Annotated in this window: 11 protein-coding genes; 4 read left to right on the top strand and 7 right to left on the bottom strand. The window is 58.2% G+C overall.

What is annotated here, in order from left to right:
• Positions 1-96: 96 nt before the first annotated feature.
• The 7 genes from rplI to Absy_RS01925 all read right to left on the bottom strand — a co-directional run bounded on the left by rplI (position 97) and on the right by Absy_RS01925 (position 6,600).
• A complete protein-coding gene (gene rplI / locus Absy_RS01955; RefSeq protein WP_048853025.1) occupies positions 97-687 on the bottom strand; it encodes a 50S ribosomal protein L9 in 591 nt (196 codons plus the stop codon).
• A gap of 11 nt (positions 688-698) precedes the next feature.
• A complete protein-coding gene (rpsR, locus tag Absy_RS01950; protein ID WP_025827191.1) occupies positions 699-974 on the bottom strand; it encodes a 30S ribosomal protein S18 in 276 nt (91 codons plus the stop codon).
• A gap of 5 nt (positions 975-979) precedes the next feature.
• Positions 980-1,435, bottom strand: a complete 456-nt coding sequence (rpsF, locus tag Absy_RS01945) for a 30S ribosomal protein S6 (RefSeq protein ID WP_048853024.1) — start codon at positions 1,433-1,435, stop codon at positions 980-982.
• Between the two features lie 157 nt (positions 1,436-1,592).
• On the bottom strand, positions 1,593-2,171 hold the full coding sequence (locus tag Absy_RS01940; protein ID WP_048853023.1) for a GNAT family N-acetyltransferase: 579 nt from the start codon (positions 2,169-2,171) through the stop codon (positions 1,593-1,595).
• Positions 2,161-4,140 (bottom strand): RNA polymerase sigma factor RpoD, encoded by a 1,980-nt coding sequence (gene rpoD / locus Absy_RS01935; RefSeq protein ID WP_048853022.1) that lies wholly within the window; start codon positions 4,138-4,140, stop codon positions 2,161-2,163. Before rpoD ends, Absy_RS01940 begins: the two co-directional genes overlap by 11 nt.
• A gap of 153 nt (positions 4,141-4,293) precedes the next feature.
• Positions 4,294-6,120 (bottom strand): DNA primase, encoded by a 1,827-nt coding sequence (gene dnaG, locus Absy_RS01930; protein WP_048853021.1) that lies wholly within the window; start codon positions 6,118-6,120, stop codon positions 4,294-4,296.
• A 24-nt stretch (positions 6,121-6,144) separates the two neighbouring features.
• Positions 6,145-6,600, bottom strand: a complete 456-nt coding sequence (locus Absy_RS01925) for a GatB/YqeY domain-containing protein (RefSeq protein WP_048853020.1) — start codon at positions 6,598-6,600, stop codon at positions 6,145-6,147.
• Positions 6,601-6,826: 226 nt separating this feature from the next.
• Here Absy_RS01925 and carA point away from each other — a divergent pair, with 226 nt between their 5' ends.
• The 4 genes from carA to Absy_RS01905 all read left to right on the top strand — a co-directional run bounded on the left by carA (position 6,827) and on the right by Absy_RS01905 (position 13,322).
• Entirely contained in the window at positions 6,827-8,233 is a 1,407-nt protein-coding gene (gene carA / locus Absy_RS01920; protein WP_048853019.1) for a glutamine-hydrolyzing carbamoyl-phosphate synthase small subunit, read from the top strand.
• A 16-nt stretch (positions 8,234-8,249) separates the two neighbouring features.
• Positions 8,250-11,504 (top strand): carbamoyl-phosphate synthase large subunit, encoded by a 3,255-nt coding sequence (gene carB / locus Absy_RS01915; RefSeq protein WP_048853018.1) that lies wholly within the window; start codon positions 8,250-8,252, stop codon positions 11,502-11,504.
• A gap of 146 nt (positions 11,505-11,650) precedes the next feature.
• The gene (greA, locus tag Absy_RS01910; RefSeq protein WP_048853017.1) at positions 11,651-12,124 is read left to right on the top strand and encodes a transcription elongation factor GreA; all 474 of its coding nucleotides are present in this window, start codon (positions 11,651-11,653) and stop codon (positions 12,122-12,124) included.
• A gap of 1 nt (position 12,125) precedes the next feature.
• Positions 12,126-13,322 carry a threonine ammonia-lyase gene (locus Absy_RS01905; RefSeq protein WP_048853016.1) on the top strand — a complete coding sequence of 399 codons (1,197 nt, stop codon included), beginning with the start codon at positions 12,126-12,128 and terminating at the stop codon, positions 13,320-13,322.
• The last annotated feature ends 153 nt before the right edge of the window (positions 13,323-13,475 follow it).

Raw genomic sequence — 13,475 nt, 5'->3', positions numbered from 1 at the left:
ACATAGAACGAAACAGACAAAGGGACAAACGGACAAAAAAAAGGGGGACCGGCAAACTGCCAGTCCCCCTTTTTACACTCTCGCAAAAGCGAAAAATCAGGCAGATGCTTCCTGAGTTTCAGCGTCTTCTGCGTCAGCAACGATTTCACCTTCAACAAAGGCTTCGTCACCGGCCAGAGTGGCTTCTTCTTCCACGGAGGTTGCTTCGCCACGTGCCTGACGTTCTGCTTCTTCCTGCGAACGGGCAACGTTAACGATAACAGACACAACCACTTCCGGGTGCAGAGCAACCTTGACTTCATACAGCCCCAAAGACTTGATGGGGTGTGCAAGGGAGACCTGCTGACGGGTAATGGTAAAGCCAGCTTCCGTTACGGACTGAGCAACATCGCGGGTGCTTACGGAGCCATACAGACTGCCGCTATCACCAGCCTGACGGATCAGGACAACAGCCAGACCTTCCATCCGTTCGGACAGACGTTCTGCTTCTTCGCGGTTTTTGATGTTCTGTGCTTCAAGCTGTGCACGTTCACGGTCAAAACGGGCGCGGTTGGCTTCGTTCGCACGAATAGCCATGCCCTGTGGCAGCAGGTAGTTACGGGCATAACCCGGACGTACCTTAACTGCATCACCCATCTGACCCAGATGCGCAACGCGCTGGAGCAGGATTACTTCTGTAGCAGCCATGGTTGTTCCCCTCAGCTCACAACGTAAGGAAGCAGAGCCAGGAAGCGAGCACGCTTGATAGCCTGCGCCAGCTCACGCTGCTTTTTTGCGGAAACCGCCGTAATGCGGCTCGGTACGATCTTTCCACGTTCGGAAAGGAAGCGGCTGAGCAGACGGACGTCCTTGTAGTCGATCTTCGGCGCATTGGGGCCGGAGAACGGGCAGGACTTGCGACGGCGGTAGAACGGACGGCGAGCGCCAACAGCCGGACGACGGGCGGCGGGATTGATTTCTGTTGTTTCAGACATCTGGATTACTCCGCTGCGTTTTCGGACTGGTCAACACCACGGTCGTCGCCACCGCGACGGCCACCGCGACCGCTTTCAAAACGACCACCGGCTGGCTTGGCGCCACCACGGAAGCTGCCGCGTTCGCCACGGTCATCACCCTTGCGGGACAGAACGGGAGAAGGCGCTTCGTCAATTTCATCCACCCGCAGCGTCAACAGACGCAGGATGTCTTCATTGAGGGACAGCTGACGTTCAATTTCCTTGAGCAGCTCGGAACGCACTTCCAGACCCAGAAGAGCGTAATGGCCCTTACGGTTCTTTTTAATGCGGTAAGCAAGGCTGCGCAGACCCCAATATTCACGCTTGCGAACGGCACCGCCGTCTGCTTCAACCTGAGCGGCAATGCCGTCCAGAATGGCGTCCACCTGCTGCTGAGAAATATCATTACGTGCGATCAGCACGCTTTCATAAAGTGGCATGTTTGCTCCCTTCGGATACAATCAACCCAGCCGTGCCGAACCCTTCCGGCAGCGGTGCTTCTGAACAGGCCAGAAGCCAAGGGTATAGCCGGACCAATGCCTGAGCCCGGCAGGGAAAGGGAGTGTCAACCACACCCCACCCAGAATTGCAAGAAAATTAGCAGCGCAAATGTTCGGGAATAGTCAGGCCAAGGCGGTCTGGCACATCCCATTCCTCCTCCACGCGCCGAACAACGGTAAACCCCATCTGCTTATAAAGAGGTAACGCACGCGGATGGTCAGCCGTACAGGTGTTGACCCGAACAGTCTGCGGTCCGTAAGACCATGCCCGGCGCACTACGCCGTCCAGAAAAGACCGGCCAACCCCCTGCCCTATTGCCTCAGGCAAAAGACCAAAATATGCGATATTGATACTCTGCGGATCAGTCAGATTCAGTTCGTAAAATCCGCGGACCTGCCCCTGCTCGCGTAAAAGGCCAACTTTTATGGGAGCCGTTGCCAGCAGGCGCTCCAATGCCTTGTCGGGCAGAACCTGCCGCATCCACCAGCAACACGAGCGCCCAACACCAAAATGCAGGGTGCGGTACTGGGCAACAGAAAGCTGAACATCATCCTCAAGCACCCATCCGGGTGGCAAGGCCAGCGGTGCGTTTACGGGAGGATGGTCCATACGCATGAAGGTGACAGTCACCTTCATGCGCGTTACTGGCTGAAGAAAATTCAGATCAGTTATCATCCAGGAAGGAACGCAGCTTGCGGCTCCGGCTTGGGTGCTTGAGCTTACGCAGCGCCTTGGCTTCGATCTGACGAATACGCTCGCGGGTCACATTAAACTGCTGCCCCACTTCTTCCAGCGTATGGTCGGTATTCATACCAATACCAAACCGCATACGCAGCACACGCTCCTCACGCGGGGTCAGGGATGCCAGAACCCGTGTTGTGGCCTCGCGCAGATTGGTCTGGATTGCGGCATCCAGCGGAATAACAGCCGACTTGTCTTCAATAAAGTCACCAAGATGGCTGTCTTCCTCATCCCCGATGGGGGTTTCAAGAGAAATCGGCTCTTTGGCGATTTTGAGTACTTTGCGCACTTTTTCAAGCGGCATACCCAGTTTTTCGGCCAGTTCTTCCGGTGCCGGTTCCCGCCCGATCTCATGCAACATCTGGCGGGACGTGCGCACCAGTTTGTTGATGGTCTCGATCATATGCACAGGAATACGAATGGTGCGCGCCTGATCCGCAATAGAGCGGGTAATAGCCTGCCGGATCCACCATGTGGCATAAGTGGAGAACTTGTAGCCACGACGGTATTCAAACTTATCCACGGCCTTCATCAGGCCAATATTGCCTTCCTGAATAAGGTCGAGGAACTGAAGACCGCGGTTGGTATATTTTTTGGCAATGGAAATAACCAGCCGCAGATTGGCTTCGATCATTTCCTTTTTGGCACGGGCGGAATCACGCTCGCCGCGGGCAACGGTTGCATACACGCGCCGGAATTCCCCAATAGGCAAACCCGTTTCCTGCGCCAGAGCTGCTACGTTATTACGCAGGTCCACAACGGTCGTGGCGTGCTTGGCCACAAAATTCTTCCACGACCGGCCTGGCAGGGCAGAGGCCATATCCATCCAGCCCGGATCCAGCTCTCGACCACGGTATTTGAGCAAAAAGTCATCACGAGAGACGCGGCAGCTTTCCGCCAGACGCAGCATCCGGCCTTCCAGCACGTTCAGCCGCTGGAACATCTGCTTGAGCTGGGCAACCAGATCTTCAATCCGGTTGTTGTGCAGGTGCACCTGCTCAACCTTGCTGACCAACTGGTCACGGAGCGAGATGTAGGCGTCCTCAAACGCGCCATCCACATCCTCGCCAGAGGTCAGGGCTTCAATCCGCTGGACCTGCAATTTGCGCAGGGCTTCGTACAGCGGTTCAATCTCAGCAAAATGGGCAAGGATTTCTGGCTTCAGCTTTTCTTCCAGCGCAGAAAGGGACAGGCCACTGCCTTCTCCTTCCATATCACCTTCGGATTCGGAATCGGGCTCTTCCGTTTCTTCCGTCTCGGATTCGGCAAAGCCTTCGCCTTCGCTGCCTTCAGCCCCTTCTTCCATGGGGCCGCCGCTCTGCATGGCTTCCAGATCCACAATGTCACGCAGCAGCATTTCATTGTTACGGATTTTTTCGTGCCAGGAGATAATGGCGCGGAAGGTCAGCGGGCTTTCGCACAGGCCGCCGATCATTTCATCCCGGCCAGCCTCAATCCGCTTTGCAATGGCGATTTCGCCCTCGCGGGAAAGCAGCTCGACTGTCCCCATCTCGCGCAGGTACATGCGCACGGGGTCATCGGTACGACCGGCACTCTCGTTTACATTGCCTGCAACGGGGCCGTCTGCATCGGCCTCGGCTTCTGCTTCTTCCTCATCCGAGTCTTCATCATCCTCGGCGGGTTTCTGCGCTTCGCCTTCTTCGCTCTCTTCGCTTTCGACCACCTGAATGCCCATTTCGGACAGGACGGCCATAATGTCCTCGATCTGTTCGGAGGACATTTTATCCTGCGGCAGAACGGCATTCAGCTCATCAAACGTGATGCATCCCCGCTCGCGCCCTTTTGCGATCAGCTTTTTGACCGCGGATGACTGAGTATCCAACAGGTTGGCATCACCATCCTGTTCCTGCGCTGCGTTCGTTGATGCCGTTTTTGTCGCCATGCCAGACCTGCTCCTCCCCCCATCTGTATCCTGACGGGATACAGAACGACCAGTTACCACACTACACTGTTCACGTTATTCGGGGCGGGCAGGACGTGGGATATACTGAGCCGGAAGTCAAGAGGAACACCCTCAGGAACATTCAGCCACCACTCAGATATCCGCATCATCCAGACCGCCACGGCGCAGGCGCTCCATGGCCTCCAGCCGCGCCTGTAATCTCTGCCACTGGCCGATATCTCCCGTTTTTTCCGAAAAAAAACGGGCCACATCATCCGTAACCTCACGCACAAACTGGTCACGGTACAATAAGCCATAAAAATGCCACCATCGTGTTCTGGCGGCAACAGTTTCCACGTCTCCGTGGCTCAGGCCCGTACCTTCAACACGCATGAGCGGCGCCAGAGTTGCTTCCTGCCCGTGCTCACTCAGCCATGCACGCAGGTCATCCCCCGTCTGGGGCAACCGACCCTCGGCCGACAAATCCAGCAGCACACCCCGCAATGGCGCAAAATCCACTGGCAAGTCAAGGCGGCACAGGGCTTCTTCCATCTCCGCAACCAGTTTTGGGTGATCTATGAGCAGCAGCAGCATAAGCCGCTGCAATTCACGCGCGTTATCCAGCTCTACGGTATGCGTGTCCCGCACGGCACCTGCGGCAAAACCGGCGGGGCTTCCCTTGGCACGCCCCCGCCCCTGTGGACGAAATGTTGCAAAAAAACGATCCAGCAGTGTCGCACGGTATTCCGAGGCAAGGGTCTTGTCCGGAATAAGGGCTGCAACCTCGGTCAACCGGCGCCGCAGAGCAGCCCGTTCCTCCGGCCCCGGATTTGCAACCCCACCCACCAGCAGGTCGAACAGAACGCTGGACAGCGGAGAAGCCGCAGCAAAAAACTCCGCAACAAACTGCGCACCACGCTGGCGCACCAGACTGTCCGGGTCCTCACCATCAGGCAGGAGGCATATGCGCAATGTGTGATCGGGCGCCAGCAGGGGCAGACCGGTCTCCGCCGCCTTGACTGCGGCACGCCTGCCCGCACCATCACCATCGAAACACAGAATAGGAGCCCGATCGACCTGCCAGAGCACATCCAGCTGCTCCGGGGTCAACGCCGTACCCAAAGGGGCTACAGCCCCGGTAAATCCCGCCTGATGCAGAGCTATGACATCCATATACCCTTCAACCACAACCAAATCCGGGGCTGCCACTCCCTTTGGCCTTGGCGCCCGCACGGCAGCACGGGCGCGGTCCAGACCAAACAGCAGCCTGCGCTTGGAAAAAAGAGCTGTCTCCGGGCCATTGAGGTATTTGGGCTGACCATCCCCCAGAATACGCCCACCGAATGAAACAAGCCGCCCCTTGCGGTCACGGATTGGAAAAGTCACACGACCCCAGAACAACTCACCTTTGGGCCGACCGTCCTCGTCCACCCGCATCAGACCTGCCTGTGCCATCTGCTCAGGGGTAATACCAAGTGGTGCCAGTGCTTCCACCAGATGACCGCGTCCGGCACTGGCCCAACCCAACCCGAACGCTGCAATAGTCTCCCGGCTTAAACCCCGGCCGAGCAGATACTCCAGCCCTGCACGCCCTTCCGGCCTGTAAAGCGCGGCGGACCATACGGCCTGAGCGGCCTCCAGCACATCCCCCAACGAGCGGACATGCGCCACCTCCTCCTGCGTTACGCGGGTATCTCGGGGCACCTCCATACCTGCCGCGGACGAGAGTTCCTCTACCGCCTCGGGGAAGTTCTTGCCCTCCATCTGCATGACAAAGGAAATAACATCCCCATGCACACCGCAGCCAAAACAATGAAAGTGGTCGTCGTACACATAGAACGAAGGGGTTTTTTCGCCGTGGAAGGGGCAGCACCCCTTCCAGTTCCGGCCAGATCGGGCGAGCTTGACCCTCCGCCCGATCACAGACGTTATGGGCGTACGCGCCCTCAGCTCATCCAGAAAATTGGAATCAATGGCCATGTAGCGCCAATACCGCCCTGAACCTTAACCCAGCAGCGCCTTTACGGCGGCACTGGCGCGCCCCATATCCAGCGCCGCACCAAACCTGGCTTTGAGCACACCCATGACCTTGCCCATATCCTTCATGGAGGCAGCGCCAGTGGATGCAATGGCTTCTTCCACTGCCCCCTTCAGGGTTGCCTCATCCAGTTCCGGTGGCAGGTAGCCACGGATAACAGCAATTTCAGCCTCTTCCTTGTCTGCCAGTTCCGGGCGTCCGGCATCGCGGTACAAGGTCGCGGATTCCGTGCGGGATTTGATCATCCCACGCAGAGCGGAAATACCTTCCTCCTCGCTCAACCCTTCATTCCCCTTCGCACGACCGGCAATTTCCACGTCCTTGAGCTTGGCCGTGACCATGCGAATGGTGGCAACGCGCGCGCTCTCGCCTGCCTTCATTGCGGTTTTCAGGTCTGCCATCAGGCTTTCACGAAGGGTCATAATTATCCTATGCTCCACATCTGCTATTTTTGTCGGTCAGCATCATATCATCCACCAAGGCAAAAAGCGCCACGGCAAAAACAGGAGCTGCCTGTGTGGTGATAAATCCCCACTATGGGAAAAAACTTCCCACCCCGCACGCATCGCCCCATCGCGTGATGGGAAATTTCTTCCCACCCCTGCAACATGCTGCTAAAAGAATACGTGGGGAGGAACCATTTTGCACATGCCCATGTCAATCGACTCCATTATAGCCCGCATTGGCGGGCCGGATGCCACAGCGCAACTGACCGGCGTTGGCACCGAGGCCATTCGCAAATGGCGGCAGGCTCAGGCCATTCCCTCCCGCCACTGGCCTGCCATTGCTCAGGCCACGGGGCTTTCCCTTCAGGACCTTCAGCCCACACCCGCAGTTACAGACAGACCCTCCCCCACAGCGGGAGGCAGCCAGACAGGATCATCCATGCCTCAAGCCCGCCCGGATGGCGCGACCGCCGCTCTTGTTCTCGCAGATGGCAGCGTTTTGTGGGGGAAAGGCTTTGGCGCCTTCACACCCAAACCTGCCATTGGGGAAATCTGCTTTTCCACCGGCATGACCGGGTATCAGGAAACCCTGACCGACCCATCCTTTGCCGGGCAGATCATTACCTTTACCTTCCCGCATGTTGGTAATGTTGGCACCAATGCCGCGGATGATGAAGCCGCACGCCCTGCAGCTCTTGGTCTGGTCGTCAAGGAAGACCCCACAGAGCAGGCCAACTGGCGCGCAACCAGCAGCCTGGACGCATGGCTTAAACAGCACAACATGCCCGGCATTGCCGGTGTGGACACCCGCAGCCTGACCCTGAAAATCCGCGATGGTGGTGCACAGACCGCAGCCCTTGTGTTCCCCGCCGATGGCAGGTTCGATCTGGACGCCATTGCCGCAGAGGTAACCGCATGGCCGGGACTGGAAGGCATGGATCTGGCAAAAGAAGTCACCTGTGCAGCCCCGTATGACTGGTCGGAAGGGGTCTGGTCGTGGCCCGACAGAAATGCAGCCCCAACGGGCAGACGCCGCAAGGTTGTTGCCGTCGATTACGGTGCAAAACGCAACATTCTGCGCTGCCTTGTCAGTGCTGGGTGTGATGTGACCGTTGTGCCCGCCACAACCACGGGCGAGCAAATTCTGGCCCTTAAGCCCGAAGGCGTTTTTCTCTCCAACGGGCCGGGTGACCCGGCCGCGACCGCGACCTACGCCGTACCCGCCATCCGCACTGTGCTAGAAGCTGGCATTCCCCTGTTTGGCATCTGCCTTGGGCACCAGTTGCTGGCACAGGCCCTTGGTGCAAAAACCTACAAAATGGAGCGCGGCCACCGGGGTGCCAACCAGCCCGTGCAGGACCTTGCAACCGGCAAAGTGGAAATTACCAGCCAGAACCACGGCTTTGCCGTAGATGCAAAAACCCTGCCTGACGATGCCCACGTAACCCACGTAAGCCTGTTTGACGGCTCGAACGAAGGGCTGGCATCCGACAAATACGCGGCCTTTTCCGTACAGTACCACCCCGAGGCAAGCCCCGGCCCGTCTGACAGCTTTTATCTGTTTGAACGGTTTGTCACCCTGATCGACACCAACGGCGTCAAGCACTAACAGGACCGAACGTACCATGCCCAAACGGACAGACATCCGCTCCATCCTCATCATCGGCGCCGGTCCTATTGTTATCGGTCAGGCGTGTGAGTTCGACTATTCCGGCGCACAGGCCTGTAAGGCGCTGCGCGAGGAAGGCTACCGGGTCATTCTGGTCAACTCCAACCCGGCAACAATCATGACCGACCCCGGCCTTGCGGACGCCACCTATGTGGAACCCATTACGCCAGAAGTCGTGGAACGCATTATCCTCAAGGAAAAGCCCGACGCGGTTCTGCCAACCATGGGGGGGCAGACGGCCCTCAACACGGCCATGGCGCTCCATGCCTCCGGCTTTTTGGAAAAGCATAATGTTGAGCTGATCGGCGCCAAGGCCGACGTGATCGACCGCGCGGAAGACCGCCAGAAATTCCGCGAAGCCATGGACGCCATTGGCATTGAAAGCCCGCGCAGCTTTATTGCCCACACACTGGCCGAAGCCCACGAAGCGCTCAAACAGATTGGCTTCCCCACCATTATCCGCCCCTCCTTTACCATGGGTGGTTCTGGCGGTGGTATTGCTTACAACCGTGAAGAGTTCGAACGGATCGTACTCTCTGGTCTGGATGCCTCCCCCACCACGGAAGTGCTGGTTGAGGAATCGGTGCTGGGCTGGAAAGAATATGAAATGGAAGTTGTGCGCGACACGGCGGACAACTGCATTATCATCTGCTCGATCGAAAACATCGACCCTATGGGCATCCACACGGGTGACTCCATTACCGTGGCCCCCGCCCTTACGCTGACCGACAAGGAATACCAGCGTATGCGCGATGCCTCTTTGGCCTGCCTGCGGGCCATTGGGGTGGAAACCGGTGGCTCCAACGTGCAGTTCGGCATCAACCCGGTTGATGGACGCATGGTGGTCATTGAGATGAACCCCCGCGTTTCCCGCTCTTCCGCGCTGGCATCCAAGGCTACGGGCTTCCCCATTGCCAAGGTCGCAGCCAAGCTGGCTGTCGGTTACACGCTTGATGAGCTGAAAAACGATATTACGCGTACAACGCCTGCCTCCTTTGAGCCGACCATTGACTACGTTGTGGTCAAAATTCCACGCTTTACGTTTGAAAAATTCCCCGGCGCGCCTGCTCTGCTTTCCACCTCCATGAAGTCGGTTGGCGAAGCCATGGCTATTGGCCGCTCCTTCCCTGAGGCGCTCCAGAAGGGGCTGCGCTCGATGGAAACGGGCCTGCACGGGCTGGACCCGGTGGAAGTGCCCGGAGATGGGGGAGAAGATGCGTTCCGCGCGGCACTCTCCCAGCCCCGGCCAGAGCGTATTCTCATGGCGGCTCAGGCTCTGCGCTGCGGCCTGTCGGTCGAGGATATTCACGAAGCCTGCAAGTTTGAACCGTGGTTCCTGCGCGAGATGGAAAAAATCATCCGTGCCGAACGGGACGTGGAACACAACGGCCTGCCCAAAGATGCGCAGAGCCTGCGCCGCCTTAAAGCCCTTGGTTTTTCGGATGTGCAGCTCTCTCGCCTTTCCGGCACACAGCCGGAAGAAGTAGCCCTGCTCCGTGCAGAAGCAGGCGTGACCCCGGTTTACCGCCGGATTGACACATGCGCTGGCGAATTTGCGTCCGCCACCCCCTATATGTATTCCAGCTACGAAGGGCATTTTGCCCCACCGCAGTGTGAATCCGACCCAACCGACCGCGAAAAAATTGTTATCCTCGGGGGTGGCCCCAACCGTATTGGTCAGGGCATTGAATTTGACTATTGCTGCGTCCATGCTGCCTACGCCCTGCGTGAGGCTGGCTATGAGACCATTATGGTCAACTGCAACCCCGAGACCGTTTCGACCGACTACGACACATCCGACCGTCTGTACTTTGAGCCGCTAACGGCAGAGGATGTTATTGCCCTCATCCGTTGCGAGCAGCGCAAAGGCACGGTCAAGGGCTGCATTGTGCAGTATGGTGGGCAAACACCTCTCAAGCTCTCCCGCGCGCTTGAGGCAGCGGGCATTCCCCTGCTGGGCACTCCGGCAGATGCCATTGACCGGGCGGAAGACCGTGAGCGCTTCCAGGCTATGCTGCACAAGCTGGGCCTCCGCCAGCCTGAAAATGGCATTGCCCGCAGCCCGGAAGAGGCCGAAGCCGTGGCCGAACGTGTCGGCTATCCTGTGGTTGTGCGCCCGTCCTACGTGTTGGGTGGCCGGGCAATGGAAATCGTGTACGACCGCGCCTCCCTCCAGCGTTACATGCGTGACGTGCTGCGGGTAGCCGGGCATGAAATTTCCTCCGGTCCAATTCTGCTTGACCGCTACCTGAACGAAGCGATTGAAGCAGACGTGGACTGCATTGCTGACGGCACGGACGTCTATGTGGCTGGCGTCATGGAGCACATTGAAGAAGCGGGTATTCACTCGGGCGATAGCGCCTGCGCCCTGCCGCCCTATACCCTGTCCCCCGCCATTGTGACCGAACTCAAGGCCCAGACCGAAGCCATGGCGCGCGAGTTGGGCATTGTGGGGCTGATGAACGTCCAGTACGCCATTAAGGATCAGGAGATCTTTGTGCTGGAAGTTAATCCTCGCGCCTCGCGCACCGTGCCGTTTGTGGCCAAGGCCACAGGCGTGCCGGTAGCCAAAATTGGTGCGCGGGTTATGGCGGGCAGCAAGCTGAGCGGCTTTAATCTGGACGACCGGGCCGTAGTACCGCACGTTGCGGTTAAGGAAGCCGTGTTCCCCTTCAACCGCTTTGCGGAAGTCGATACCATTCTGGGGCCGGAAATGCGCTCCACGGGTGAGGTCATGGGGCTGGATACATCCTTTGAGCGGGCTTTTGCCAAATCCCAGCTTGGGGCTGGTGTACGCCTACCCATGAGAGGGACCGTGTTCCTGTCCGTGCGTGAGAGCGACAAGCCGCAACTGCCCCCTCTGGGTCGCCTGCTGGCATCCATGGGCTTTAAAATTGTGGCAACCCGCGGCACGGCCCGCAAGCTGCGTGACTCCGGGATTGAGGTCAGCGTAGTCAACAAGGTGCTCGAAGGTCGCCCGCACTGTGTGGATGCCATTCGCTCCGGCGAGGTGCAGATGGTCATTAACACGGCACAGGGTGCACAGTCCGTGGCGGACAGTTTTGACATCCGCCGTTCCGCCCTTGTGCTGGGTGTTCCCCACTACACCACAATGGCGGGTGCGCGCGCTGCAATCCACGCTATTGCGGCAATGCGTGAAGGACCGCTTGATGTTGCGCCACTTCAGTCATACTTTAGTGGTTCGTTCTAAGCGTACGGGGGGAGCCTGACCGGCTGCCCCCATGCGTTCCATGCCGGGCCAAACCCCACATATGTGTGGCGTCACCCGACGCGACTTTTGATGTAACTACTGCGCCGGGCCTACAGGTCCGGCAGCTTTTATTCTGGGGACACGTCTTGCAGAAAACTCCAATGACGGGCAAGGGCCTACAGCAGCTTGAAGATGAACTGCGCAAGCTCAGGTCTGAAGAACGTCCGGCTGTTATCCGCGCCATTGCGGAAGCCCGCAGCCACGGCGACCTTTCGGAAAATGCTGAATACCATGCAGCGCGTGAACGTCAGTCCTTTATTGAAGGGCGCATTCAGGAACTGGAAGAGCTGATCTCCACAGCGGAAGTCATCGAGCCTTCCTCCCTGTCTGGCAGCCATGTCAAATTTGGCGCAACCGTATGCCTTGTGGACGAGGATACGGACAAGGAAATTACCTACCAGATTGTTGGCCTGCACGAAGCAGACATCAAACAGAGCAAAATTTCCATTTCCTCCCCGCTCGCCAAAGCCCTTATTGGCAAGCAGGAAGGTGACACCGTGTCTGTTCCCGCCCCAGGTGGAGACAGAACTTACGAAATCCTGTCCGTCAAATTCATCTGACATGATCTCGTTCGAAGATGTGACCGCCGCAGCCGAGCGTATTCGTGGCAAGGTAATCCGCACACCCACACTGCCCTCCCACGCTCTCTCCCGCGCAACGGGGGCAGAAATTACGCTCAAGCTGGAAAATCTGCAGGCTGTCGGCTCCTTCAAGGAACGCGGGGCGGCCAACAAGCTGGCCCTGCTGACCCCGGAGGAACGCGCACGCGGTGTGATTGCCGTCTCTGCTGGCAACCATGCACAGGGTGTTGCCCGCCATGCCAGCCTGCTGGGTATTGATGCCGTTATTGTCATGCCCAAGTTCACGCCTGCTGGCAAAGTGGTACGGACCCGCAACTGGGGTGCGCGCGTGGTGCTGGAAGGCGAGAGCTTTGCAGAAGCCCTGATGTTCGCCCAAGACCTGCAGGCGCGTGAGGGACGGACCTTTGTGCACCCGTATGATGATGCGGCGGTTATGGCCGGTCAGGGAACCTGCGCACTGGAACTGCTCGAAGATGCAGGGGACCTGAACATGCTGGTCGCCCCCATTGGTGGTGGTGGCCTGCTGGCTGGCTGCTCCGTGGCGGCCCGGGCCATGCGCCCGAACATGGAGCTGATTGGCGTACAGGTCGAATCCTACGATTCTCTTGCGGCTTTTCCCGGCCCTGCAACGCACCCCAATGGCGGCTCCACCATTGCCGAAGGCATTGCCGTACTCCAGATTGGCAAGCAGACGGACGAGGTCATTCGCAAACTGGTGGACAAGGTTCTGGTTGTCTCCGAATGTGCGATTGAAAATGCCATTACCCTGCTGGCCGAGGGGGCCAAGCAGGTTAGTGAAGGGGCTGGTGCCACAGCGCTTGCTGCCGTGCTGACCTACCCGGATCTGTTCCGTGGTAAAAAGGTGGCATTACCCATTTCCGGTGGCAATATCGACAGCCGCATTCTGGCCAATACCCTTTTGCGGGCCATGCTGCGGGACGGACGCATTCTGCGGCTGGTCATGGAAATTCCTGATCGGCCGGGTGTTCTGGCCGATATTTCCAAAACCATTGGGGAAGCAGGCGGCAATATTATAGAAGTTTCGCACCAGCGGCTGTTTGCGGCCCCCTCCGTACAGGCCGCCCAGCTTGAAGTAATGATTGAGGCGCGTGACCCTGAACATGCCGCACTGATTACCAAAGCGCTGGGGTTATCCTACATTGTACGCAGGGCCTGAGCGGCTTTTTACGCTCTGTGCCCACTATGTCAGCCGGGGTGGTGGAACTGTTCCACCACCCCGGTTTTGTATCGACCACACGGCTGTTCTGTGGCCTCTTTATCTTCCCTGCATTTTGGTGGCATTATTCGGCCATAACCAAAAAACATAAGA

It is taken from the genome of Acetobacter syzygii (assembly GCF_000964225.1).
Taxonomy (GTDB): Bacteria; Pseudomonadota; Alphaproteobacteria; order Acetobacterales; family Acetobacteraceae; genus Acetobacter; species Acetobacter syzygii.
This window is presented reverse-complemented; position numbering and strand designations above follow the sequence as displayed.